Annotated in this window: 20 protein-coding genes; 9 read left to right on the top strand and 11 right to left on the bottom strand. The window is 61.6% G+C overall.

The genetic code is table 11. The annotated features are described in order from the left end of the window. Positions 1-7 precede the first annotated feature (7 nt). Positions 8-979: an aliphatic sulfonate ABC transporter substrate-binding protein gene (locus MUM_RS0115215; protein WP_010171214.1), complete on the bottom strand. Its 972-nt coding sequence runs from the start codon at positions 977-979 to the stop codon at positions 8-10. A gap of 320 nt (positions 980-1,299) precedes the next feature. Here MUM_RS0115215 and MUM_RS0115210 point away from each other — a divergent pair, with 320 nt between their 5' ends. Next, on the top strand, positions 1,300-1,515 hold the full coding sequence (locus tag MUM_RS0115210) for a TOBE domain-containing protein (RefSeq protein WP_003217010.1): 216 nt from the start codon (positions 1,300-1,302) through the stop codon (positions 1,513-1,515). Between the two features lie 72 nt (positions 1,516-1,587). Here the strand turns inward: MUM_RS0115210 and MUM_RS0115205 are convergent, their stop codons facing one another. From MUM_RS0115205 to MUM_RS0115185, 5 genes are all read right to left on the bottom strand, one after another. Beyond that, positions 1,588-4,935, bottom strand: coding sequence for a hypothetical protein (locus MUM_RS0115205; protein WP_010171211.1), 3,348 nt, complete (start codon positions 4,933-4,935; stop codon positions 1,588-1,590). A 94-nt stretch (positions 4,936-5,029) separates the two neighbouring features. Further along, positions 5,030-6,178, bottom strand: a complete 1,149-nt coding sequence (locus MUM_RS0115200; protein ID WP_010171210.1) for a MalY/PatB family protein — start codon at positions 6,176-6,178, stop codon at positions 5,030-5,032. Positions 6,179-6,237: 59 nt separating this feature from the next. After that, on the bottom strand, positions 6,238-6,861 hold the full coding sequence (locus MUM_RS0115195; RefSeq protein WP_010171208.1) for an FMN-dependent NADH-azoreductase: 624 nt from the start codon (positions 6,859-6,861) through the stop codon (positions 6,238-6,240). Then, the gene (locus MUM_RS0115190; RefSeq protein WP_010171206.1) at positions 6,858-7,298 is read right to left on the bottom strand and encodes a GNAT family N-acetyltransferase; all 441 of its coding nucleotides are present in this window, start codon (positions 7,296-7,298) and stop codon (positions 6,858-6,860) included. Before MUM_RS0115190 ends, MUM_RS0115195 begins: the two co-directional genes overlap by 4 nt. After that, positions 7,291-7,767 carry a carboxymuconolactone decarboxylase family protein gene (locus MUM_RS0115185; RefSeq protein WP_010171203.1) on the bottom strand — a complete coding sequence of 159 codons (477 nt, stop codon included), beginning with the start codon at positions 7,765-7,767 and terminating at the stop codon, positions 7,291-7,293. The genes MUM_RS0115190 and MUM_RS0115185 overlap by 8 nt, the downstream gene beginning before the upstream one ends. Before the next feature lie 135 nt (positions 7,768-7,902). On the opposite strand from MUM_RS0115185, the gene pdxR reads away from it, so the two are divergent. The 3 genes from pdxR (at position 7,903) to MUM_RS0115170 (ending at position 12,203) form a co-directional block, all read left to right on the top strand. Continuing rightward, entirely contained in the window at positions 7,903-9,276 is a 1,374-nt protein-coding gene (gene pdxR / locus MUM_RS0115180) for a MocR-like pyridoxine biosynthesis transcription factor PdxR (RefSeq protein ID WP_010171201.1), read from the top strand. A gap of 81 nt (positions 9,277-9,357) precedes the next feature. Then, entirely contained in the window at positions 9,358-11,613 is a 2,256-nt protein-coding gene (locus MUM_RS0115175; RefSeq protein ID WP_010171199.1) for an Orn/Lys/Arg decarboxylase N-terminal domain-containing protein, read from the top strand. 20 nt (positions 11,614-11,633) lie between these two features. Then, complete coding sequence (locus MUM_RS0115170; protein WP_029615920.1) at positions 11,634-12,203, top strand: GNAT family N-acetyltransferase; 570 nt, start codon at positions 11,634-11,636, stop codon at positions 12,201-12,203. A gap of 119 nt (positions 12,204-12,322) precedes the next feature. Here MUM_RS0115170 and MUM_RS0115165 read toward each other — a convergent pair whose 3' ends face one another. After that, the gene (locus MUM_RS0115165) at positions 12,323-13,225 is read right to left on the bottom strand and encodes a LysR substrate-binding domain-containing protein (RefSeq protein ID WP_010171195.1); all 903 of its coding nucleotides are present in this window, start codon (positions 13,223-13,225) and stop codon (positions 12,323-12,325) included. A 175-nt stretch (positions 13,226-13,400) separates the two neighbouring features. Between MUM_RS0115165 and gspG the strand changes: the two genes are divergently transcribed. Next, positions 13,401-13,826, top strand: coding sequence for a type II secretion system major pseudopilin GspG (gene gspG, locus MUM_RS0115160; protein WP_010171193.1), 426 nt, complete (start codon positions 13,401-13,403; stop codon positions 13,824-13,826). Continuing rightward, positions 13,816-14,412 carry a hypothetical protein gene (locus MUM_RS1000000132820; protein WP_010171190.1) on the top strand — a complete coding sequence of 199 codons (597 nt, stop codon included), beginning with the start codon at positions 13,816-13,818 and terminating at the stop codon, positions 14,410-14,412. Before gspG ends, MUM_RS1000000132820 begins: the two co-directional genes overlap by 11 nt. Before the next feature lie 90 nt (positions 14,413-14,502). On the opposite strand, the gene MUM_RS0115150 is transcribed toward MUM_RS1000000132820, so the two are convergent. Then, a complete protein-coding gene (locus MUM_RS0115150) occupies positions 14,503-14,739 on the bottom strand; it encodes a hypothetical protein (RefSeq protein ID WP_010171188.1) in 237 nt (78 codons plus the stop codon). A gap of 228 nt (positions 14,740-14,967) precedes the next feature. Between MUM_RS0115150 and MUM_RS0115145 the strand changes: the two genes are divergently transcribed. Next, a complete protein-coding gene (locus MUM_RS0115145; RefSeq protein WP_010171186.1) occupies positions 14,968-15,525 on the top strand; it encodes an NADPH-dependent FMN reductase in 558 nt (185 codons plus the stop codon). 72 nt (positions 15,526-15,597) lie between these two features. Here the strand turns inward: MUM_RS0115145 and poxB are convergent, their stop codons facing one another. Continuing rightward, positions 15,598-17,322, bottom strand: coding sequence for a ubiquinone-dependent pyruvate dehydrogenase (gene poxB / locus MUM_RS0115140; protein ID WP_010171185.1), 1,725 nt, complete (start codon positions 17,320-17,322; stop codon positions 15,598-15,600). 78 nt (positions 17,323-17,400) lie between these two features. Beyond that, on the bottom strand, positions 17,401-18,633 hold the full coding sequence (locus MUM_RS0115135; protein WP_010171183.1) for an NADH:flavin oxidoreductase/NADH oxidase family protein: 1,233 nt from the start codon (positions 18,631-18,633) through the stop codon (positions 17,401-17,403). Between the two features lie 69 nt (positions 18,634-18,702). Here MUM_RS0115135 and MUM_RS0115130 point away from each other — a divergent pair, with 69 nt between their 5' ends. Further along, positions 18,703-19,125 carry a MerR family transcriptional regulator gene (locus tag MUM_RS0115130; protein ID WP_010171181.1) on the top strand — a complete coding sequence of 141 codons (423 nt, stop codon included), beginning with the start codon at positions 18,703-18,705 and terminating at the stop codon, positions 19,123-19,125. Positions 19,126-19,158: 33 nt separating this feature from the next. On the opposite strand, the gene acnB is transcribed toward MUM_RS0115130, so the two are convergent. Continuing rightward, positions 19,159-21,759 (bottom strand): bifunctional aconitate hydratase 2/2-methylisocitrate dehydratase, encoded by a 2,601-nt coding sequence (gene acnB / locus MUM_RS0115125; protein WP_010171179.1) that lies wholly within the window; start codon positions 21,757-21,759, stop codon positions 19,159-19,161. Positions 21,760-22,153: 394 nt separating this feature from the next. Between acnB and MUM_RS0115120 the strand changes: the two genes are divergently transcribed. Further along, positions 22,154-22,618, top strand: a complete 465-nt coding sequence (locus tag MUM_RS0115120) for a DUF1289 domain-containing protein (RefSeq protein ID WP_010171178.1) — start codon at positions 22,154-22,156, stop codon at positions 22,616-22,618. The last annotated feature ends 102 nt before the right edge of the window (positions 22,619-22,720 follow it).

Genomic DNA, 22,720 nt, shown 5'->3' with positions numbered 1-22,720 from the left:
GCTCCCCTTATGGACGAGGCAAGGCCTGGCCGAAGCTTGGGTCGATCAACTGGTCGATCACCTGATCCACATTCACCCCACGGCGTACCAGTTCTTCCGATACCAGGATCGGCGCAGCAGCCTTGGAGGACACCACGTCCTGAGCGGTGAGCAACGGGCTGCTCAGGTCGGTGCGGGACAGTTGCAGCTTGGCCACTTCCAGCGGCAGGCCGGATTCGTCCGCCAGCAGCTTGGCAAATTCATCCGGGTGCTGGACCGCCCAGTTGCGGGCTTTTTCATAGGCGCCGAGCACTTTGGCGATGGTCTGCGGATGCTCCTTGGCGTACGTCTCGGTGACGCTGACCACGCCGTAGCTGTTGAAGTCCTTGTTGCGGTACAGCAGGCGCGAACCGGCCTGGATTTCACTGGCGGCCATGTGCGGGTCAAGACCGGCCCAGGCGTCGACATCACCTTTCTCCAGGGCGGTACGGCCGTCTGGATGTTGCAGGTGCACCAATTCTACGTCGTCCTTGGCCAAGCCGGCTTTCTGCAGGCTGCGCAGGGTGAACAGGTACGGGTCGGTGCCTTTGGTGGCGGCGATTTTCTTGCCCTTGAGGTCGCTCACGCTCTTGAAGGTTGAATCTTTGCGCACCACCAGTGCGGTCCACTCGGCGCGGCTGTACACATACACCGACTTGATCGGGCTGCCGTTGGCCCGGCTCAACACCGCCGACAGGCTGGCGGACGAAGCGAAATCGACACCGCCGCTGTTGAGGTATTCCAGGGAACGGTTGCTGCCCTGGCTCAGCACCCAGCCGACCTTGGTTTTTGGCAGTGCTTCTTCGAGCCAGCCGAAGTGCTTGAGCACCAGGCTCACCGGCGAGTAATAGGCATAGTCCAGGTTGACTTGCGCAGGGTCGGTTTCCGCGGCATGGGCCAGAGGTTGCAGGCTGAGGGCGAGGGCGCAGGCGCCCAGAAGGGTTTTGGCGAAGGGTTTCATGGAACAGCTCCGGGCAAGGCGGGAAAGAGAAGGCTTTTCTTATATTCAGAAAATTCATATGGCATGTTCCATCATGCGTTATAGGAATATGCAGTCTCTGTGCCAGTAGGCGCGGGGCCGTTTCTATTGGGGTTGGGGGCAGGGGCGTTGTGATGGGAGAGGGCACTTTGTTGAATCACTGTTGGCTGCGCAACAGCTTGCATATGTTTTTAAGGAATAAATAAAGAGTTATTTATTCCTTTTGTTGTTTTCACGAATAGGGCACTTTGAGTGCCTGCGCATTCGTGCGGATTGACCCAACAGACCAAAGGAAAGCCGACATGACCATTAAAGCGATCAACGTGCGCAACCAGTTCAAAGGCGTGATCAAGGAAATCCTGATCGGCGAAGTGGTGTCCGAGATCGACGTGCAAACCGCGTCGGGGATCGTGACGTCGGTGATTACCACGCGCTCGGTGCGCGACCTGGAATTGAAGGTGGGCAGTGAAGTGATTGCCTTCGTGAAATCGACCGAAGTGTCTATCGCCAAGCTGTGACTGCAATCCAGTTGTGAACCCAATCCAAATGTGGGAGCTGGCTTGCCAGCTCCCACACTGATTTGTGTAGATTTAGTTGAGTCGAGGGCCGCCTCCAGACGGACGTGACCCGGGCTTCTCACCCGAGGCATCCGGCAGTTCCTTGGGCTTTTCACTCGGGTCCTTGTAGTCCTTGTGCAAATCCCCATCCAGCCGGTTGCTCGACGAGCCGCCGCTTTGCGGTGTCGCGTCAAAGTGTTCCCACTCCGATTGCTGGAAGCGGAACAGGCTGTCGTCGGTCGGCGTGTCGCGGCCGTGGTAGTGGTGGATTTCGTAGTGGGCGTATTCGACCTTGTCCGCCCAGTTGTCCTGCAATAAACCGTCGCCCGCCAGGTCGCGGTACCAGTCGTTTTCCTTCTCGGTGGCCTTCTGTTTTTTGTTGTGGTCGACGAAGTAGCCGATGATCCCGCCCACCACCGCCAACACCACGCCCACCAGGAACAAAGGGCCGGTCAGCGCTGCCGCCGTGCCTGCGCCAAACAGCGCCGCCGCACCCAATACGCCGGCCGATGCACCGAACGCACCGCCCGCCACCTGCAACCCACCCGCCGCCTGAGCCAACGGGTCTTTGCTGTCCACGCCACTTTTGATCGCCAGGGCGCCGAGTACGATATCGGCAAAACCACCGGCGATATCCGTGGCCGGGCCCAGCACCTTGATCACCGAACCTGCGATCTTCGCCGATTGGGAAGCGCCCAGCTTGGCCGCACCGGCAGCCTTCAGGCCGTCATCCAGGTGGGTGGCCAGGCCTTCGGTGGCTTCGGTCACGGCTTTATCGCCTTCGCCAAACAGTTTGGCGACGCCGTCGTACTGGCTGTCGGGAACCGCGTCCAGGGCCGCGGCAATTTCCTTGCTGACCTTTGAGTCGATCTCGGTGGGCTTGCTGAAGTCGATGACTTTGCCGGCCGCACCTTCCTTGCCCCAGATTTCCGGCAGGGTCTTGTCCAGGCCGAGGAAATCCACCAGGCCACCCTTGCCCAGCGCTTCGCCGATCTTGTCGCCGAGCTTGACGAAGTGGCTCGCGCCGCCGGCAAAACTCAGGAAGTCCTTGGCGATGGTCATGCGCTGGGCCGGGGTTTCGCCGAGCTTGCCGCCTTTGCCCACCAGTTGGTAAATCCCCGAGAACAGGCTGACGCCGGCGCCCATGGAACCGAGGATGCCTTTGCTGTTGAGGGTGTTGAACACCTCGCCGAGCATGCCGCGATCCGCCACCGGGATATAGGGTTTGCTCAGGGCGGTTTTCACGTCGGCTTCGCTGATGGTGCCGCTGTTCTTGTAGACATCGCCGAGTTCTTCCAGGGCCTTGGTCACGGCCGAGGATTTCTCCTTGCCCTCCAGGCCTTCGTTGAGGAATTTCTCCAGCACTTCCTGGCTGCGTCGCGGCAAGTCCAGCAGGTTGCCCTTGAGCACGCCCTTGAGCAGGCCGAACAGGTCCTTGGTGGCCAGTTCCTTGTTCTCGTCGGAGATCTTGCTCGGGTCCGACAGGATCTCGTTGAGGTCGGTGGTGAGGCCGTCGGCCTGGATATTCTGCGCGGCCTTGGTGGCGGCTTCCGGGTCGAACAGCGACAGCGAGGTGAGGGTGTTGCTCAGGTCCTGTTGGGCTTCGTGGCTCTTGCCCTGTTTTTGCAGGTCCTTGAGGTAGAGCACGTAGTCGGGGTTGTTGGTCAGGTCGAGGAGCTTCTGCTTGATCTCGTCCTTGTTGGGCAGGTGACTGATGGCGTCGTCCATCTTGGTCTTGTAGTCGGCCTGCACGGTCGGGTCTTTGAACAGTTCGCCGATCTGCTCCTGCACCGCCTTGCCGTCGATGATGTCGTGCATGTCGGCTGAAGTGAGTTCGGTCTGCTTGTCATCGAACTCGCGCCAGGTGGTGTTGAACGGGCGCTTGGATTCTTCGTAGCCGGTGATGCCGTGGCCGTTCTGGTAGGCCGCCTGGGCTTCCAGGGCCCGGACCAGTTTGGCCCGCGGGTCGTCCTTGGGAATCGAGCCGTCCTTGACCCCGGCACGGTAGGTGTCGATCAGTTCGGTGGTGGCCAGTTCGCTGACGCTTTGGGTCGGCGATTTATCGTCGTCCTTGTCGGCGTGCACACCGGTGTCGAGGTTGAGCACGTCCAGTTCGTCGTTGCTCGGCAGGTTGTACTTGGCGCGGGTTTCGTCGACGGTGCCGGCGCTCCAGGCTTCCCACTTGGCGACCACTTCGTCGTAAAGCTGCGGGCTGAGTTCCTTGGAGACGATGACCTTGCCTTCACTGGTTTCATAGCGGATCAGGCCGTCACCCAGTTCATCGGGGGAGCCGAAAGTGATCTCGGTGTTTTTCAGGAAATCATTCGGCCCCGCCAGCTTGTAGCCGGCGTCTTCACTGGAGTGGATCTTGCTCCAGGTGTCCTGGGCGGTGGCCACGCTCTTGAACAGTTCCGGGCTGACGTCGGCCGACACCACGACTTTGGTGCCGTCGTGGGTTTCATAAGTCAGTACATTGCCTTGCTGGCCTTCGATCCAGCCGAAGCCCTTGTAGTCATTCAGTTCCGGCGGTTGGGTGTTGGCGTCCGCCAGGGTGGAGCCGTCGTTGAGTGCGGACTCCACGGCGGCCTTTTTGTCCGGGTGGGTGTAGACCTCGTGCAGGCCCGCCAGGTAATCGAACAGCTTGGGGTTGTCGTCCCGGGCCACGACCATTTTCTGGCCGTTGCTTTCGAAGCGGATCAGGCCCGGGCCGACTTCATCCTCGGGGCCGACGGTGGTGCCGGCGTAGGGTGGCCACACTTCGTTGTCGCTGGCACGCTTGTAGCCGGCGTCTTCGCTGCTGGCCAGGCCGGTGAAGCTTTCATAGGCTTCCTTGGCTTTCTGGAACGCTTCGGGGTTGTCGCGCTGGCTGATGACGAACTTGTTGCCGTCCTGGGTTTCGTAGCGGATCACACCCGGGCCGGTTTCGTCCGGTGGGCCTAGGGATTTGTAGTCGCCGAGCTTTTCCGGGGCCGTGGCGTCGCCGCCCAGGCGCTGGTAGCCGGCGGCTTCGCTGGCGTTGACGCCGGAGAGTGCCTTGAAGTCGGCGCTGACTTGCTTGAACAGCTCGGGGCTGTCTTTTTCGCTGACGATGACTTTCTTGCCGTCCTGGGTTTCATAACGAATCAGGCCGGGGCCGACTTCGTCCGCCGGGCCGATGGCCTTGTAGTCGCCAAGCGTGGTGGGCGGTGCGGCGTCCTTGGCGGCCAGTTCGTAGCCTTGTTCCTTGCTGGCAGCGAGCCCTTGCGCGGTTTTGTCGCCGGCCTCGACCTTCTTGTTGTTGGCGCTGTTCTTGAGCAGCACATGGAACGCCGCGCCGGACTTGGGCGGTGTGAGGGGAAGGGCCTTGGGGTCGGTCGAGCGGTTGAGCGGCTGGGTCGTCATGCCATGGAACTCCTGCTGTTACCGGTGGGACGAATCGGCAAAAACAGTAACAGCAGGGGTTCGGTGGTCGTTGCGAAAAGTTGTGAATTGCGCCTTAACGGTGACGCAGGCTGCGTTCCATACGGGCAATGCCTTCTTCCAGCATCGCCCGTGGGCAGCCGAAGTTCAGGCGCACGAACTGCTGGCTGTCATCGCCGAATTCAATCCCGGCGCTCAAGCCGACCCTGGCCTGTTCGAGGAAGAATTGTTGCGGGTCGTCCAGGCCCAGGGCGCTGCAATCCAGCCAGGCCAGATAGGTGCCTTGGGGCGCATGCATCACCACGCCGGGCAGGCGGGTTTGCACGGCGTTCAGCAGGTAGTCGCGGTTGGCTTGCAGGTAGGCCACCAGCGCTTCCAGCCAGTCGCCGCAGTCGCTATAGGCTGCGCGCGTGGCTTCCAGGCCCAGGGGGCTGACGCTGTCGACCATGCCGCAACGGGCGTGGTTGAAGCGTTCGCGAATTTCCAGGTTCTGGATCACCGCAAAGCAGGTCTTCAGCCCGGCGACGTTATACGCCTTGCTCGCCGACATCAGCGTGATGGTGCGCTGGGCGATCTCGGGGCTGAGGCTGGCGGTGGGAATGTGCCGGCGGCCGTCAAAGCACAGCTCGGCGTGGATTTCATCGGAGACGATCAGCGCGTCCTGGTCGAGGCAGGCGGTGGCCACGGCCAGCAGTTCTTCGCGAGGGAAAACCTTGCCCATCGGGTTGTGCGGGTTGCTCAACAGCAGCGCACCGGCGCCGGTGAGGGCTTCACGCATGGCCGGCAACGGCGTGAGGTACTCGCCCTCGGCGCTCAGTTCAAACGGCACTTCGATTTTTGGCAGGTTCCAGTGGCCCGGCGCCAGGCGGATCGGGCGATAGTTGGGGGTTTGCAGCACCACCGGTTGGCCGGGCTGCACAAACGCATGCAGCGCCATGTTGAAACCCGGCTCGACCCCCGGCAGGAACAGCAGCTCATCCGGCTGCACGCGCCAGGCGTACTTGGCCCATAGGTCGGCGACGATCGCCTCGCGCACGCCATCGCAGGCCACGCTGTAGCCGAGGATTTGCTGGCCAAGGCGCTCGTGCAGCGCCTGAAGCACAGCCGGTGGCGCGGCGATGTCCATGTCGGCAATCCACATCGGCAGAACGTCTTGCGGGTAACGACTCCACTTGGTGCTGCCGGTGCCGAGGCGGGAGTGGATCGTGTCGAAATTAAAGCTCATGGGTGGCTCAAGTCAGGGAGGCGGGCGAGGAAATGGCGCTGATTCTAGCGCCATTAATTTTACGCGCCAGCGCTGATTGTCGCGTGGCCTCCCGTCTGCCGGTCAAACGCCCCGGACAACTGTTCGTGGGCCTGCGCCAGGCTGCGCTGGACGGCCGCTTCGCCCCGGACCATGGCGCCCAGATAGACGAAGCGCACGGTGTGAATACCCACGGTTGCGAGGATCGCCTGCAGGTACGGGCTCAGGAAGTCCGGCTCACGGCTTTTCCGTGAGTTTCCGGAACTCACCAATACAAAAGTGCGCCGGTCCTTGAGCAGGCCGACTTTTTCAAACTGCGGGCTGACCGTGAAGCTGCGGTGGATACGCACCACATGATCGATCCAGCACTTGAGCGCCGCCGGCAGGGTGAAGTTGTGCACCGGGGTGCAGATAATCAACAGGTCGCAGGCCTCCAGCTCGACGATCAGCTGTTCGGAGCGCGCCGTTGCCGGGCCACTGAGGCCGCCGGGCGTGGTCAGGGCGCTGGCGTATTCCCGGGTCAGCGGCGGCAGTGCCTGGCCGCCGTAGTCACGCTCGGTCACCTGGGCCTCTGGCGCCTGTTCACGGAGCAGGGCGCGAGCCAGGCGGAAGGTCTGGGCGGCCTTGCCATGGGGGCTGAAGCTCAGCAGCAGGGCGCGGCTCATTGGCTGAGGTCCTGGGAAAAGTGCATTCCCCGCGGCAGCAGGCCCTGACGAAAGTAGAAGCGCTGGGCCAGTGCCATGTGCATGCCCGTGTCCAGCACCAGGTAGCGATAACCCAGGCTGCGGGTTTGCTGGCGTACCTGGTCCAGCAGTTGTTCACCCAGGCGCCGGCGTTGCAGAGAAGCATCTACCACCAGGTCATCGACGTAGATGAAGCGGCCATACAGCAGGTTTTCGGTCAGGCGATAACCGGCCAGGCCCAGCACCTGGCCGTTTTCCCGGGCGGCCAGCAGGCGGTAGCCGTTGTCCCGCTGGCGCTGGATTTGCCGGGTAAAGGCTTGCGGGTCGCTGAGCATGGGCCGCAGTTGCTGCATGACGGCAAAGCAGGCCTGGCAGTCGGCGTCGGTTTCAATGTGCACGAACTCCACGTGATCATTCATGGTGGCCGTGCTCCAGGTGGGCTTTCACCGCTGCGGGTACTTTTCGAAAGCTGATGGCGACGCGGTTCAGGGCGTTCATCAGGGCGATGGCCAGGGTCAGGTCGGCGATTTCCTTGGCACTGAAGACCGCGGTGGCCTCGGCATAGTCCGCGTCCGGCACCTCGGTTTGCGCGACCCGGGTGACTGACTCGGCCCAGGCCAGGGCTGCGGATTCGCGGGCGGTGAACAGCGGCGAGGCTTCGCGCCAGGCGGCCAGCAGCATCAGTTTTTCCAGGCTCACGCCCTGTTTGAGCAGGTCGCGGGAATGGGAGTCGAGGCAATAGGCGCAGCCGTTGAGTTGCGAGACCCGCAGGTACACCAGGTCAATCAATTCCTTCTCCAGGCCGCAGCCGTGGATATAGCTGTGCACCGAGCCAAGGGCTTTGTAGCCGACGGGCGCCGCCTGGGCGTAGTCGAGACGGTGTTGCATGGGGTGGCTCCTGACTGTCGTGAAGTGATGCCGCCAGTCTGGCGGCCGGGTCGCCGGCTCAATAGGGCCAAGAATGGACAAGCGGGTTGGGACAAGATCAGACTTCAGGGCTGATTGACTGTGAGCCGGATAACGATGTCGTCACTGCCCAAATACCAGGAGATTTATCGGCGCTTTCGCCAGGCCATCGACCAGGGCCAACTGCGCCCCGGCGAACGAGTGCCGTCGGTGCGCAGCCTGGCCCAGGAACTGAAGGTGGCCCGGGGCACCGTGGAGACGGCCTATCAGTTGCTGGTCAGCGAAGGCTTTTTCCTCGCGCGCGGCCAAGCGGGCACGGTGGTGGCCGAGGCACTGCCGCAGCGGTCGATCAAGACGCTGCCGGTGGCATCCGAACCCGTGGCACCGGCATCCAACCTGCGCCTGCTGCAACTGGGCTTGCCGGCGCTCGACAGTTTCCCGCGCAAGTTGTGGGCGCGGCTGGTCACCCGCCAGGTGCGGCGTATCGACGTGAACAGCCTGGCCATGGGCGACGTGCGTGGTGCCCGTTCGCTGCGTGTGGCGATTGCGCAATACCTGGCGCTGTATCGGGGCGTGGAATGCTCACCGGAGCAGGTGTTTGTGTGCGCCGGTTATTCGGCGTGCCTCGCGCTGGTGTGTGATGCGCTGCAGATGGCCGGCCAGGACTGCTGGTTCGAAGACCCGGGCTACCTGCATGCGCGGCAATTGTTACTCCACTTGGGCGTGAAGTTGGTAGCGGTGCCGGTGGACCATGACGGGCTTGATGTGGAGGCGGGCGTACGGCGCGCTCCAAAGGCGCGGCTGGCGATTGTCACCCCGGCCCACCAAAGTCCGCTGGGGGTGGCCCTCAGTGCCACCCGGCGACTCGGTTTGCTCGACTGGGCGCAGGCCCATGGCAGTTGGGTGGTGGAGGACGACTACGACAGCGAGTTTCGCTACAAGGGCCAACCTCTGGCGGCGCTCAAGAGCCAGGACACTGCCGACCGGGTGATCTACTCGGGCAGCTTCAGCAAGATGCTGTTCCCGGGGTTGCGCCTGGGCTATCTGGTGGTGCCTCAAGCGCTGCGCCCGGCCTTTGAGGCCAGCGCCGGCGTCCTGCAAAACCGCAGCGCTGAATTGCTGCAAGCCACCACGGCCGATTTTCTTGAACAAGGCCATTTCACCCGGCACCTGAAAAAAATGCGCCAGCTCTACACCGTGCGGCGCGGTTTCCTGGTGGAAGCGTTGGCCAGTCATTGCGGGGAGTTTTTGCAGGTGGATGAGCAGTCGGGCGGGATCAACTTGTTGGCGCGGCTGCGGGTGGACGTCTCTGATCAGGCGATCGCGGCCGCCGCCGCTCGTGCGGGGCTGGGAATTCAGGCCGTGTCTGGCTGGAGCATCGAGCCCGGTCGCCAGCAAGGCCTGCTGATGGGCTTCACCAACCTGGCAACTCGCCAGCAGGCTATGGACGCGGCGTTGGTGTTGCGCGAGGTCATCGACGGCGCTTTATGAAGACCGGTTGAACATCTTCATTCGCCACATCGGCCCCGAGCTTCTACCCTGAAGGCATAGCCCTCAGGACGCCAAGCGCTCATGTACAAAGACCTGAAGTTCCCGGTTCTGATCGTACACCGCGACATCAAGGCCGACACCGTTGCCGGCGACCGCGTCCGGGGCATCGCCCGGGAGCTGGAACAGGAGGGCTTCAGTATCTTTTCGGCGGTGGACTACGCCGAGGGCCGCCTGGTGGCTTCCACCCATCACGGCCTGGCCTGCATGCTGATTGCCGCCGAAGGGGCCGGGGAAAATACCCACCTGATGCAAAACATGGTGGAGCTGATCCGCCTGGCGCGGGTACGGGCACCGAACCTGCCGATCTTCGCCCTCGGTGAGCAAGTCACCCTGGAAAACGCCCCGGCCGATGCCATGAGCGAACTCAACCAGCTGCGGGGCATTCTTTACCTGTTTGAAGACACCGTGCCGTTTCTCGCCCGGCAAGTGGCCCGGGCGGCGCGGGCTTACCTGGATGGCCTGTTGCCGCCATTCTTCAAGGCGTTGGTGCAGCACACGGCGGACTCCAATTACTCCTGGCACACCCCCGGTCACGGCGGTGGCGTGGCCTATCGCAAGAGCCCGGTGGGGCAGGCGTTTCATCAGTTCTTCGGGGAAAACACCCTGCGTTCGGACTTGTCGGTGTCGGTGCCGGAACTCGGCTCGCTGCTGGACCACACCGGGCCGCTGGCCGAGGCCGAAGCCCGTGCGGCACGTAACTTTGGCGCCGATCACACTTACTTCGTGATCAATGGTACGTCCACCGCCAACAAGATCGTCTGGCACTCCATGGTGGGCCGTGATGACCTGGTGCTGGTGGACCGCAACTGCCACAAGTCGGTGCTGCATTCGATCATCATGACCGGCGCGATCCCGCTGTACCTGTGCCCGGAGCGCAATGAACTGGGGATCATCGGGCCGATTCCCCTGAGCGAGTTCAGCTCGGACTCGATCCGCGCCAAGATCGACGCGAGCCAGCTGACCCGTGGCCGGCCGGCCAAGGTCAAGCTGGCGGTCGTCACCAACTCCACCTACGACGGCCTGTGCTACAACGCCGAGCTGATCAAGCAGCAACTGGGCAACAGCGTCGAGGTGCTGCACTTTGACGAAGCCTGGTACGCCTACGCGGCGTTTCACGAGTTCTTCGCCGGTCGCTACGGCATGGGCACCTCGCGCACGCCCGACAGCCCGCTGGTGTTCACCACCCATTCCACCCACAAGCTGCTGGCGGCATTCAGCCAGGCCTCGATGATCCATGTGCAGGATGGCGGGGTGCGCAAGCTGGACCGCGACCGCTTCAACGAAGCCTTCATGATGCATATTTCCACCTCGCCGCAGTACAGCATCATCGCCTCCCTGGACGTGGCGTCGGCCATGATGGAAGGCCCGGCGGGGCGTTCATTGCTGCAAGAGATGTTTGATGAAGCCCTGAGCTTTCGTCGCGCCCTGGCCAACCTGCGCCAGCACATTGCCGCCGAAGACTGGTGGTTTTCCATCTGGCAGCCGCCGCTGGTGGCGGGCATCGACCGGGTGGTGACGGCGGACTGGCTGCTGCAACCCGAGGCGGAGTGGCATGGCTTTGGCGATATCGCCGAAGACTACGTGTTGCTGGACCCGATAAAAGTCACCCTGGTGATGCCCGGCCTGAACGCCGGAGGGGCGCTGAGCGAGTGCGGAATCCCTGCGGCGGTGGTCAGTAAATTCCTCTGGGAACGTGGGCTGGTGGTGGAAAAGACCGGGCTGTATTCGTTCCTCGTGCTGTTTTCCATGGGCATCACCAAAGGCAAGTGGAGTACCCTGCTCACCGAATTACTGGAATTCAAGCGCAGTTATGACGCCAACGTGAGCCTCGCCAGCTGCTTGCCCTCGGTGTTTGCGCAGGGGCCGGCACGGTATCAGGGCCTGGGCTTGAAGGATCTGTGCGATCAGTTGCACGGCTGCTACCGCAGTAATGCCACGGCCAAGCACCTGAAGCGGATGTACACCGTGTTGCCGGAAATCGCCATGAAACCGGCCGATGCCTACGACCTGCTGGTCAAGGGCGAAGTCGAGGCGGTGTCCATCGACGCTTTGCCAGGACGCGTTGCAGCGGTCATGCTGGTGCCTTATCCGCCGGGCATTCCATTGATCATGCCGGGGGAGCGTTTTACCGAATCGACTCGCTCGATCATTGATTACCTGGCATTTGCCAGGACGTTCGATAGCAGTTTCCCCGGCTTTGTCGCGGATGTGCATGGACTGCAACACGAAGACGACGGCACTGGTCGTTGTTACACCGTCGACTGCATCAAGGGTTAAGAATGTTTATGCAAGCTGTGATGAACCCGAAGTACCCGGGCCTCAGTGTCCGGGTGGCTGACGAAGGATTTGACGCGTACGTGTGGGGTAACGACTTCAGCTTTGAGGTCAACGCCTACGGCATGCCGGAGATGGGCAAACGCGTCGATCAGTGGGCGGTGGAGCGCATTGTGCCGTACCGCAAATGCTATGGCATCGACCCCGAGGAGTTCGCCAGCTTCCGTGACGCGGCCGACAGTGCGGTGTTCATGGCGTACCTGGATGACCGGCCCGTGGGGCATATCGTGGTCAGCACCAACTGGAACGGCTTTGCCCATGTGGACGAACTGGCAGTGGTATTGCCCGCGCGGCGCCACGGGGTGGCCAAGGCGTTGCTCGACGTGGCGCAGTTCTGGAGCCGCAAGAAGAACCTGCCGGGGATGATGCTGGAAACCCAGAACAACAACCTCGGTGCCTGCCGGTTGTACGAGCGTTGCGGGTATGTGATGGGCGGAATCGACCACCTGCGCTATCGCGGGATCGATCCGCAGACCCGCGAGGTGGCGATTTTCTGGTATCGGTTGTTCAGGTCGGAGCTGGAAGCGGTCTGAAGCCGGGCGCTGATTCAGTGTGGGAGCTGGCTTGCCTGCGATAGCATCACCTCAGTGTTACTGATACACCGCAGTGTCCGCATCGCAGGCAAGCCAGCTCCCACATTTATCTCTGTTGGTCAGGAGAGTGTGTTTGTCAGCAGGCTTTCGGCCTTCTCGGTGACAATCTCCAGCAGCGCATTCAAGGCGGGCGACGCCGCGCTGCCTTCCAGCGTCAACGCATACAAGGTCACCCCAATCGGGGGTGACAACGGGCAAGCATCCAGCCCGGCTTCCCGTGCACCGGTGGCGGTGAACGGGTCGACAATCGCCAGACCTTCCCCGGCTTCAACCATGCTGCGCATCATCTGGTAGGTCTGCACCCGCGTCTGTACCACCGGCAGCGGGCGCAGGGCTTGCAGTTTGCTGTCCAGCAGGCGGCTCAGCGGGTCCTGGCCCTCCAGCCCGATCATCGACTGCCCGGCCAACTCTTGCAGTGCAATGTACTTCTGCCGCGGTTTCAGCCAGCCATGGGGCGCAAGCAATTGCAGCTTGCCGTGGGCCAGTGGAGTGCTGTGGATTTGCGGGTGTTCCGGGTCGTGCAGGCTCAGGCCAAGGTCCGCTTCGTGCAGCAGCAGGCTTTTGACGATATCCCGGGTGGAGTGGCTGGACAGGTTGCACGGCGTGTCTTGAAAGCGTCGGCGCAGCACGGCGATCGCCTGGGGCAACAACTGATTGGCCAGGGGCGGGGTGCACAGCGCGCGCAAGGGCGGGGCATGATGGTGCTTCAGGCTGCTGGCCAGGCGCTGCACCGGCTCAAGGGCGGCGTAGAGGTGGGCGATCTGGCCCTGCAGTTCAAGGGTTTCGCGGGTGGCCTGCAAGCGTCCGCGCACACTGGCGAACAGCATGAAGCCCAGTTGCAGCTCGGCATCCTTGAGCGTCGCCTCCACATCGGCCACGGGGAGTTGCAACCATTCGGCGGCGGTGCCGAGGTGTCCGGTCTGCAAAATCGCTTGAATGACTTCGATATGACGTAAACGCATGGCCGGAGTCTATGTTCAGTGCGACGTGGATTCAATGGCTTGGGCCCGGGCGTTGAAAAAAGACCCGGCGCGGGAACGGCCCAACTAGACTTGCACGATCAAGCCCCTGGCGCCTGCAACCAACAGGTCATACAAAGGGCGTATCAACCCAAGGATCCAAGGGGGAGCCTTATCGATGCTCGGTAAAACAGACACGCGCGGGTTTTCGTCGTGGGACCTGCTGGTGGTGGTGCTGGTGGTTGGCGTGCTGGCGGTTGCGGTGGGGCCGCGGCTATTTGGCGACGTGACCCGAACGGAAATCGCCACGGCCAAGGTCCAGTTGAGTGCGCTGGGCAAGGCGGTGGAGCAGTTTCACCAGGATGTGGGGCGGTATCCAACGGATGACGAGGGCCTGAGCGCGCTGACGGTTCAGCCTCAAGGCGAGGCGAATTGGAAGGGGCCGTACCTCAAGGAGGATATCCTCACAGACCCTTGGGGCGTGGCCTATCAGTACCATTTCCCGGCTACCCAGCCGAGCGCGCCCTTTGAGTTGTTTTCGTTCGGTAAGGACCGGACGCTGGGTGGTGAAGGCGACAACGTGGACATTGCCTATGGCGAGTAGCATCGGCGGCGCCTCCGGCGTTTCACGACGTGCCAGGAACTGGCTGTTGGCAGCCGTGGCGGTGGTGGCTTTGGGCGTAGTGGTCAAGCATTACGAAGAAAAAGATCCGACGAACCTGGCGTTTCAGGCGTTTATTCGCTCACAGGCGCAGGTCACGTCGCAGGTGGGGACCGTTTCATCCGTTGAGCTCCTAAAGCGTGTGACACTCTACCCGGGCTACGGTGGCGTTCATGGCGATACACCCGGCTATACGCAGTCTTTGTACCGTGTGGTGGGTGAGCGCGGGCAGGCCACGGTCGAGGTCAGGCGAGAGGATAGCGACCATCCGATCGAAATAACGCAGGTACAACTCGGCAAGGCACCTTTCAATACGGCGCTGACCTGCATGGGCTTGCTGGTGTTGACGGGGGGCATTGCGGGAATGATCTGGGGGGATCGGGTGATTGCCAGGCATCGCGAAGGCGTGTGGCGCTTTTTCGAACTTCGACCGGGGTGGAGCCGCTACCTGAAGTGGCCGCTGGGCCTGGGTCTGGTACTGATGGGATTTATAACCATGCTGATGGGCATGAACGGCTGGGGAAGCTGAACGCTGCGATCCGTCCCGGCCCAGTCACCATGCCACGTATGGCCAGGACTGAGCAGGTACACATCCAAGACGTTGCGTTACGGCGAGGTCTTATGAAGCGTGGGTCGTTGCGGATTCGCGGGTGATGATGGTGCCCGACTGAATCAATCTGAATTCATCGCCGTCCAGTTTTTCTACACGATCGCCAATGGCCAGCTTGTAGGTAATGGTGGGCGCCGAGCCAGTCAGGTCGCCTTGGGGCGGGTTGGATTCCTGGAACTCATGCACCGAATAAACGCGACCTTCCGCGTCTCTGGCATGGAACTGTCCGACAAGTACTGCTGCCATCTGTTTAGAACCTCTGGAGATAAACACTCGATTTGCGGTTCTGTAGACCGTAGGAGAGCGGGGTAGTTTACCTATTGAAAAAAAATACTATTCGTTGACTTTTTCAGACATTACTTACAAATCCGTCTGCGGTGTGAACGTCCCTGGAGATTGCAAAAACACGCTGGTGATAGCGCCGCGCAGGCTCTATAACTACAAGCTCCTTAAGTCAGAAACCGGGAACCCCCAATGAGCAAGGTCTACACGATTGCCGTACTGGTCGGCAGCTTGAGAAAAGAGTCGATCAATCGCAAGGTCGCCCTGGCATTGGCCGAGTTGGCGCCCGCCAATCTCACGTTGAACATTGTCGAAATTGGCGATTTGCCGCTCTACAACGAGGACATCGACGGTGCTGCACCGCCGGCAGCCTACAGTACTTTCCGCCAGCACGTGCGGTCATCCGACGCGGTGCTGTTTGTGACCCCCGAATACAACCGCTCCGTACCGGGTGTATTGAAGAATGCGATTGACGTCGGTTCGCGCCCGTACGGCCAAAGTGTCTTCAGTGGCAAGCCGGGTGCGGTGATCAGTGTGTCCCCCGGTGCCATCGGCGGTTTTGGCGCCAATCACCATTTGCGCCAGTCGCTGGTGTTCCTCGATGTGCCATGCATGCAGCAGCCGGAAGCCTACCTGGGCGGTGCGGGCAGCGTGTTCGACGAGTCGGGCAAGGTCTCGGAAAAGACCAAGCCGTTTTTGCAGGCGTTTATCGACGCCTATGGCAAGTGGGTCGAAAAACAGCACGGCTGACAGGCCGCACGAAAAAAGACCCCGCTTTTTAGGCGGGGTCTTTTTTGTGTGCGGTCAGCCGCTATGGCGCTATCAACGCAACCAGTTGGTCCGCGCCAACTCGATTACCTCATCACCGCGCCCGCTCATCACCGCCTTGAGCATGTACAGGCTGAAGCCCTTGGCCTGTTCCAGCTTGATGCTCGGCGGCATCACCAGTTCCTGGGTGGCGGTGACCACGTCCACCAGTACCGGGCCGTCGTGGGCCAGGGCGCGGCGCAGGGCAGGTTCGAGGTCTTCGGACTGCTCGACCCGAATACCGAGGATGCCCATGGCGTTGGACATGGCGGCAAAGTCCGGATTCTTCAGCTCGGTGCCGGTATCCAGGTAGCCGGCAGCCTTCATCTCCATGGCGACAAATCCCAGGGACGAGTTGTTGAACACCACGAGTTTCACCGGCAGGTTCAACTGCGCCAGGCTGATGAAGTCGCCCATCAACATGGTGAAGCCACCGTCGCCGGACATCGAAATCACCTGGCGCCCGGGAAACGCCGCTTGCGCGCCGATGGCCTGGGGCATGGCGTTGGCCATCGAGCCGTGGTTGAACGAGCCGATCAGCCGGCGCTTGCCATTCATTTTCAGGTAGCGCGCCGCCCATACCGTAGGCGAGCCAACGTCAGCGGTGAAGATTGCGTCGTCGTCCGCCAGTTCGCTGAGCAGGCGCGCAACGTATTGCGGGTGGATCGGGCGGCCGGCCTTTGACGGCTCAGCCAGGTCATCCAGGCCCTGGCGCGCTTTCTCGTAATGCTTGAGCGAGGTTTCGAGGAAGCTGCGATCGGTCTTGCGGGTCAGGCGCGGCAGCAGCGCCTGGATTGTTTCGCTGACGTCTGCAGCAATCCCCAGGTCCAGGGTGGCACGCCGGCCCAGGGCCTGCGGGTTGCGGTCGACCTGGATGATCTTCGCGTCGGTGGGGTAGAACTGGCGATACGGAAAGTCGGTGCCGAGCATGATCAGCGTGTCGCAGTTGAGCATGGCGTGGTAGCCGGAGCTGAAGCCGATCAGGCCGGTCATGCCGACGTCGAACGGGTTATCCCACTCCACGTGCTCCTTGCCGCGCAGGGCATGCACCACAGGCGCACCGAGGGCGTCGGCCAGGGCCACCACCTCATCGTGGGCGCCCGCACAGCCACTGCCGCACAGCAGGGTGACTTTGCCGCTGTGTTCCAGGATGTCGGTGAGGCGTTGCAGGTCCTGTTCCGCCGGCAGCGTACGTGGCGCGAGCAGGGCCGGCCACGGCTTGAAGGTGTCTTCCACTTCCAGCAGCGACACATCACCCGGAATCACTACCACGGCCACGCCACGATTGAGGATCGCCGAGCGCATGGCGCGGTGCAGCACGTGGGGCATCTGTTCGGGGTTGGTCACCAGCTCGATAAAGTGGCTGCATTCCTTGAACAGCTCCTGGGGATGGGTTTCCTGAAAGTAGTTCAGGCCGATCTCGGAGGAGGGGATCTGCGCCGCGATGGCCAGCACCGGCACATGGTTGCGATGGCAGTCGAACAGGCCGTTGATCAAATGCAGGTTGCCGGGGCCGCAACTGCCGGCACACACCGTCAGCTCGCCGGTGGCGGCGGCTTCGGCACCGGCGGCAAACGCGGCCACTTCTTCGTGGCGCACGTGCATCCATTCGATGCTGTCCATGGTGCGCAGGGAGTCGGTCAGGCCGTTGAGGCTGTCGCCGGTCAGGCCCCAGATGCGCTTGATGCCCGCCTGTTCAAGGGTGGTCGCCAATTGCTGGGCCAGGGTGATTTTCGCCATGAAGAACTCCAATCGTCAGTGAGGGTAAAAAGCTGCTGATCAGTAGAGGACAGTTCCATGGCGCTGAATGCTCCCCGGTTAATGTGAAGAATTGGTCATCGCGGCGCGATATTGGCGGGTGCGCCGGGCGATAAACAGTTGGTCCTTGATCAACGCCAGCAGTGGCGCCACGCCGGGTTTGGGCTGTCGGCCACGGCTCAGGCGGCGTAGCTGATAGCGCACCACCGCCATGCTCGCCAGGCTGGCCAGGGGTTTGCGTTTCCAGCGGATCGGCGGCAGTTGCGGGTTGAGGTCACGGCCTGCGCGCCATTGCTTGATCAGGTGCGGTTCCAGGGTCAGGGCGGTGGCGATCCCGGCCATGGCGATGCCGCTGTCGAGTACTTGCTGGACGATGGGCAAGCGCCGGATCCCGCCGGTGACCATCACCGGCATGCGGGCGACTTGCGCCAGGTCGCTGGCCATCTCGATGAAATACGCTTCGCGGGCCAGGGTGCGCCCATCGCGGGCTTCGCCTTGCATGGCCGGGGCTTCGTAGCTGCCGCCGGACAGCTCCAGCAGGTCGATGGCCAGCGGGTTGAGCAGTTCGACCACGGCGCGGGCGTCGGCGGCGTCAAAGCCACCGCGCTGGAAGTCGGCGGAGTTGAGTTTCACGGCCACGCAGAAATCAGCGCTCACGGCGGCGCGCACGGCCTTGATCACCTCCAGCAGGAGTCGTGCACGGTTTTCCACGGAGCCGCCCCAGCGGTCTGTGCGTTGGTTGCTCAAGGGTGAGAGAAACTGGCTGAGCAGGTAGCCGTGGGCCGCATGGACCTGGGCACCGCTGAAGCCGGCTTTTTCCGCCAGGCGTGCACTGGTAGCGAAGCGCGTGACGACGTCCTGGATATCTTCCTCGGTCATCGCCTTGGGCTGGGCGAACATCTTCGAGAAGCCACCCAGGTCCAGAGGCACCGCAGAAGGCGCGAGTGCCTGCTGGCCGAGGTTGGCCATGGTCTGGCGGCCCGGGTGGTTGAGCTGCACCCAGAACTGCGCGCCCTTGGCCCGGCCAATGGTGGCCCACCGGCGGAACGCGTCCAGGTGGCGTTCGTCTTCGAGCACCACACCACCGGGGCCGGTCATGGCTCGGCGGTCGATCATCACGTTGCCGGTCAGGATCAGGCCGGGTTCGCCCTCGGCCCAGGCGTGATACAGGCGCATCAGGGCTTCGGAAGGCGCCTGGTCGGCATCGGCCATGTTCTCTTCCATCGCCGCCTTGGCGATGCGGTTACTGACGACTTGGCCGTTGGGCAATTGCAATGCTTCAAAGGGCGACATGCTTGACTCCTCACAATGGGAGCGCTCAGGCTAAGCTTAAAGGTAACTTTAAGGTCAATGGGGTAGGCGATGAATATCGGTGAACTGGCGGAACGCAGTGGCTTGGCTGCTTCGAAGATTCGTTTTTACGAAGCCCAGGGGCTGATCCAGGTCGAGCGGCAAGGCAATGGCTATCGCCGTTATCCCACGCAGACGTTGCAGACGCTGCAATTGATCCAGGGCGCTCAGCGGGCGGGTTTCAGCTTGCAGGAGTTGAAGGCGCTGATGCCGGACGACTCGCCGAGCGAGGCCAGGCGCGCCGATATCGTGTTGAGGCTGGAACGCAGGATTGCGCAGATAGAAGAGCTGCAGGCCCGTATGGACCAGAGCAAGGCCGAGTTGCGGGCGGTGATCGCCACGATCCAGTCGCACCCGGAAGGCACGCCGTGCACGCAGGCGCAGGACAAGGTCTGGGCCTCAATCGAGGCGCATAAAAAAACGCCGCGCATCTGACGATACGCGGCGTTCGTTTACAGCAACAAAACCTTAGGCTTGAACCACAGGAATGTTGGCGCTTGCAGCAATTTCACGGAACTCGGCGATCTGGTCAAAACTCAGGTAGCGATACACGTCGCTGGCCATGGTGTTGATCTTCGCGGCGTATTCCATGTACTCCTCGACGGTCGGCAGGCGACCCAGGATGGAAGCCACCGACGCCAGCTCGGCCGAAGCCAGGTAGACGTTCGCGCCGTCACCCAGGCGGTTCGGGAAGTTACGGGTCGACGTCGACACAACCGTCGAGTTCGGCTCTACACGTGCCTGGTTACCCATGCACAGCGAGCAGCCCGGCATTTCCATGCGCGCGCCAGCCTTGCCGTAGATGCCGTAGTAGCCTTCTTCGGTCAGTTGGTGAGCGTCCATCTTGGTCGGCGGCGACAGCCACAGACGGGTAGGCAGCTGACCCTTGACCTGATCCAGCAGTTTACCGGCAGCGCGGAAGTGACCGATGTTGGTCATGCACGAACCGATGAACACTTCGTCGATCTTCTCGCCTTGTACCGACGACAGCAGACGGGCGTCGTCCGGATCGTTTGGCGCGCAGAGCACAGGCTCCTTGATGTCGGCCAGGTCGATTTCGATGATTTCAGCGTATTCGGCGTCAGCATCGGCAACCATCAGCTCAGGGTTGGCAACCCAGGCTTCCATCGCTTGGGCACGACGTTCCAGGGTACGCGCATCGCCGTAGCCTTCACCGATCATCCAGCGCAGCAGGGTGATGTTGGAGTTCAGGTACTCGGTGATGGACTCTTTCGACAGCTTGATGGTGCAACCGGCAGCCGAACGTTCAGCCGAGGCGTCGGACAGCTCGAAGGCTTGTTCGATGCTCAGGTTGTCCAGGCCTTCGATTTCCAGGATGCGGCCGGAGAAGGCGTTCTTCTTGCCTTTCTTTTCTACGGTCAGCAGGCCAGCCTGGATCGCGTAGTAAGGAATGGCGTGAACCAGGTCACGCAGGGTGATACCAGGCTGCATTTCGCCTTTGAAGCGCACCAGGATCGATTCCGGCATGTCCAGTGGCATAACGCCAGTGGCTGCGGCGAACGCTACCAGGCCGGAACCGGCCGGGAACGAAATGCCCATCGGGAAACGGGTGTGGGAGTCACCACCGGTACCGACGGTGTCCGGCAGCAGCATGCGGTTCAGCCAGCTGTGGATGATGCCGTCGCCTGGACGCAGCGATACACCGCCACGGGTCATGATGAAGTCAGGCAGGGTGTGGTGGGTGGTCACGTCGATCGGCTTTGGATAGGCCGCGGTGTGGCAGAACGACTGCATTACCAGATCGGTCGAGAAGCCCAGGCACGCCAGGTCTTTCAGTTCGTCACGGGTCATAGGACCGGTGGTGTCCTGGGAACCCACGGTGGTCATCTTCGGTTCGCAGTAGGTGCCTGGACGAACGCCAGCCACGCCGCACGCCTTGCCGACCATTTTCTGCGCCAGGGTGTAGCCCTTGTCGCTTTCAGCCGGAGCTTCCGGCAGTTTGAACAGGGTCGAAGGTGGCAGACCCAGCTCGGCACGTGCCTTTTCGGTCAGGCCACGGCCGATGATCAGCGGAATACGACCGCCGGCACGGACTTCGTCCAACAGGACCGGGGTCTTCATTTCGAAGGTGGTCAGGACTTCATCGCTGTTGTGCTTGGTGACTTTGCCAGCATGCGGGTACAGGTCGATCACGTCGCCCATGTTCATGTTGGTGACGTCGAACTCGATTGGCAGTGCGCCGGCATCTTCCATGGTGTTGTAGAAGATCGGAGCGATCTTGCTGCCGAAGCAGAAGCCGCCAGCGCGCTTGTTCGGCACGTAAGGAACGTCGTCGCCGAAGAACCACAGTACCGAGTTGGTGGCCGATTTACGCGACGAACCGGTACCGACCACGTCACCGACGTAGGCGATCGGGAAGCCTTGGCCGCGCATTTCTTCGATCTGCTTCATCGGGCCGGTCTTGCCTTGCTCATCCGGCACGATACCTTCACGGGCCATTTTCAGCATGGCCAGGGCGTGCAGCGGGATGTCAGGACGGGACCAGGCGTCCGGGGCAGGGGACAGGTCGTCGGTGTTGGTTTCGCCAGTCACCTTGAACACGCGCAGGCTGATCTTGTCGGCCAGGGTCGGGCGGTTCTTGAACCACTCGCCGTCGGCCCAGGACTGGATCACGGCTTTGGCGTGTTCGTTGCCGTTCTTGGCTTTTTCCGCGACGTCGTGGAACGCATCGAACATCAACAGGGTGTGCTTGAGTTGGGCGGCAGCGACGGGCGCCAGTTCGGCGTCGTCCAGCAGCTCGACCAGGGTCACGATGTTGTAGCCGCCTTGCATGGTGCCGAGCAGTTCAACAGCGCGTTTCTTGTCGATCAGGGGAGAAGTGGCTTCGCCCTTGGCCAGGGCAGACAGGAAACCGGCCTTGACGTAGGCAGCTTCGTCAACGCCTGGTGGAATGCGGTTGGTGATCAGGTCAACGAGGAATTCTTCTTCGCCAGCCGGGGGATTTTTCAGCAGCTCGACCAGGCCTGCGGTTTGTTCGGCATTAAGCGGCTGGGGAACAATACCCAGGGCTGCACGCTCTTCGATATGTTTGCGGTAGGCTTCAAGCACAGTTATTACCCTCATCAGTGGTCCCACGGGACGCTCATCCAGAAATGCACGGCACGCATGCGCTCGGGGGCTTTTTGGGCCGTAGAGCCAGCGCTGCCGGCAATCCTCACAGAAGCTGCTTTCAAAGTTTTACGCCTGCAGAACGGAGCTGATGAGGGTTGGCGCTGGCTATTTACCGGGTAAATAACCATCGCCAACACCGTTCTTTAGGAACGACTGTGCTCGTGACGCTTTGAAAACAGCTTCCAACGGATTATTGGCGCCTTACAAGGCCGGGTGATTCTACGGCAAAAAATTTCTAAACGTAAGTTGCCGCGCCAAGTTTGCAGGGTGATGAACCTTAGACAAAGGGCTAACATGTGCAACTGTTTCGCTGATTTGTGCGTTGTCGACCATGTCCAACCAAACCATCAAGACCCCCTGCGTAGGCCTGTGCTCCACGGTTTACGGCGATCTTGTGTGCCGGGGGTGTAAGCGGTTTCACCATGAGGTGATTCAGTGGAACGGTTACAACGAGGAGGAAAAACGTGCGGTCTGGCTGAGGCTGGAGCAGTTGTTGGTGCAGGTGATGGCGGGGAAGGTTGAGGTGTTTGACCCCAAAATGCTTCGGGGGCAGCTTGAACAGCGCAAGATTCGGTTTGTGCCGCATCAGTCGGAGTACTGCTGGGCCTATCAGTTGATTGCCCGGGGGGCGCGGGTGATCAGCAATCTTGAGGCTTATGGGATGGTGTTGATGCCGGAATTTCGGGAGTGGGGGTTGCCTGAATTGCGGGATGCCATTGATCGGGAGTTTTTTATTTTGTCTGAGGCGCATTATCAGCGGTATATCGCGCCGGGGTTTCTCAGGGATGCCTTGTGATTGAGTACATATCCGTTATTCGGGTAACGGCCACCTATGGTTTCGCTCTTACAGCGACTCACTTTGGAAAAGCCCCAAAGTAAGCAAAGGGCTCTGCCCCTG

Source organism: Pseudomonas sp. PAMC 25886 (assembly GCF_000242655.1).
Taxonomy (GTDB): domain Bacteria; phylum Pseudomonadota; class Gammaproteobacteria; order Pseudomonadales; family Pseudomonadaceae; genus Aquipseudomonas.
Note: the sequence above shows the minus strand (reverse complement) of the source record. Positions and strands in the feature narration are given on the sequence as shown.

Coding starts and splice junctions, on each gene's coding strand:
- MUM_RS1000000132820 (WP_010171190.1), top strand. CDS start 13,816: ATGGCGAGTAGCATCGGCGGCGCCTCCGGCGTTTCACGACGTGCCAGG.
- MUM_RS0115145 (WP_010171186.1), top strand. CDS start 14,968: ATGAGCAAGGTCTACACGATTGCCGTACTGGTCGGCAGCTTGAGAAAA.
- MUM_RS0115150 (WP_010171188.1), bottom strand. CDS start 14,739: ATGGCAGCAGTACTTGTCGGACAGTTCCATGCCAGAGACGCGGAAGGT.
- pdxR (WP_010171201.1), top strand. CDS start 7,903: ATGTCGTCACTGCCCAAATACCAGGAGATTTATCGGCGCTTTCGCCAG.
- MUM_RS0115195 (WP_010171208.1), bottom strand. CDS start 6,861: ATGAGCCGCGCCCTGCTGCTGAGCTTCAGCCCCCATGGCAAGGCCGCC.
- MUM_RS0115210 (WP_003217010.1), top strand. CDS start 1,300: ATGACCATTAAAGCGATCAACGTGCGCAACCAGTTCAAAGGCGTGATC.
- MUM_RS0115170 (WP_029615920.1), top strand. CDS start 11,634: ATGAACCCGAAGTACCCGGGCCTCAGTGTCCGGGTGGCTGACGAAGGA.
- MUM_RS0115215 (WP_010171214.1), bottom strand. CDS start 979: ATGAAACCCTTCGCCAAAACCCTTCTGGGCGCCTGCGCCCTCGCCCTC.
- MUM_RS0115120 (WP_010171178.1), top strand. CDS start 22,154: ATGTCCAACCAAACCATCAAGACCCCCTGCGTAGGCCTGTGCTCCACG.
- MUM_RS0115200 (WP_010171210.1), bottom strand. CDS start 6,178: ATGAGCTTTAATTTCGACACGATCCACTCCCGCCTCGGCACCGGCAGC.
- gspG (WP_010171193.1), top strand. CDS start 13,401: ATGCTCGGTAAAACAGACACGCGCGGGTTTTCGTCGTGGGACCTGCTG.
- MUM_RS0115205 (WP_010171211.1), bottom strand. CDS start 4,935: ATGACGACCCAGCCGCTCAACCGCTCGACCGACCCCAAGGCCCTTCCC.
- MUM_RS0115190 (WP_010171206.1), bottom strand. CDS start 7,298: ATGAATGATCACGTGGAGTTCGTGCACATTGAAACCGACGCCGACTGC.
- MUM_RS0115185 (WP_010171203.1), bottom strand. CDS start 7,767: ATGCAACACCGTCTCGACTACGCCCAGGCGGCGCCCGTCGGCTACAAA.
- MUM_RS0115175 (WP_010171199.1), top strand. CDS start 9,358: ATGTACAAAGACCTGAAGTTCCCGGTTCTGATCGTACACCGCGACATC.
- MUM_RS0115135 (WP_010171183.1), bottom strand. CDS start 18,633: ATGTCGCCCTTTGAAGCATTGCAATTGCCCAACGGCCAAGTCGTCAGT.
- poxB (WP_010171185.1), bottom strand. CDS start 17,322: ATGGCGAAAATCACCCTGGCCCAGCAATTGGCGACCACCCTTGAACAG.
- MUM_RS0115165 (WP_010171195.1), bottom strand. CDS start 13,225: ATGCGTTTACGTCATATCGAAGTCATTCAAGCGATTTTGCAGACCGGA.
- MUM_RS0115130 (WP_010171181.1), top strand. CDS start 18,703: ATGAATATCGGTGAACTGGCGGAACGCAGTGGCTTGGCTGCTTCGAAG.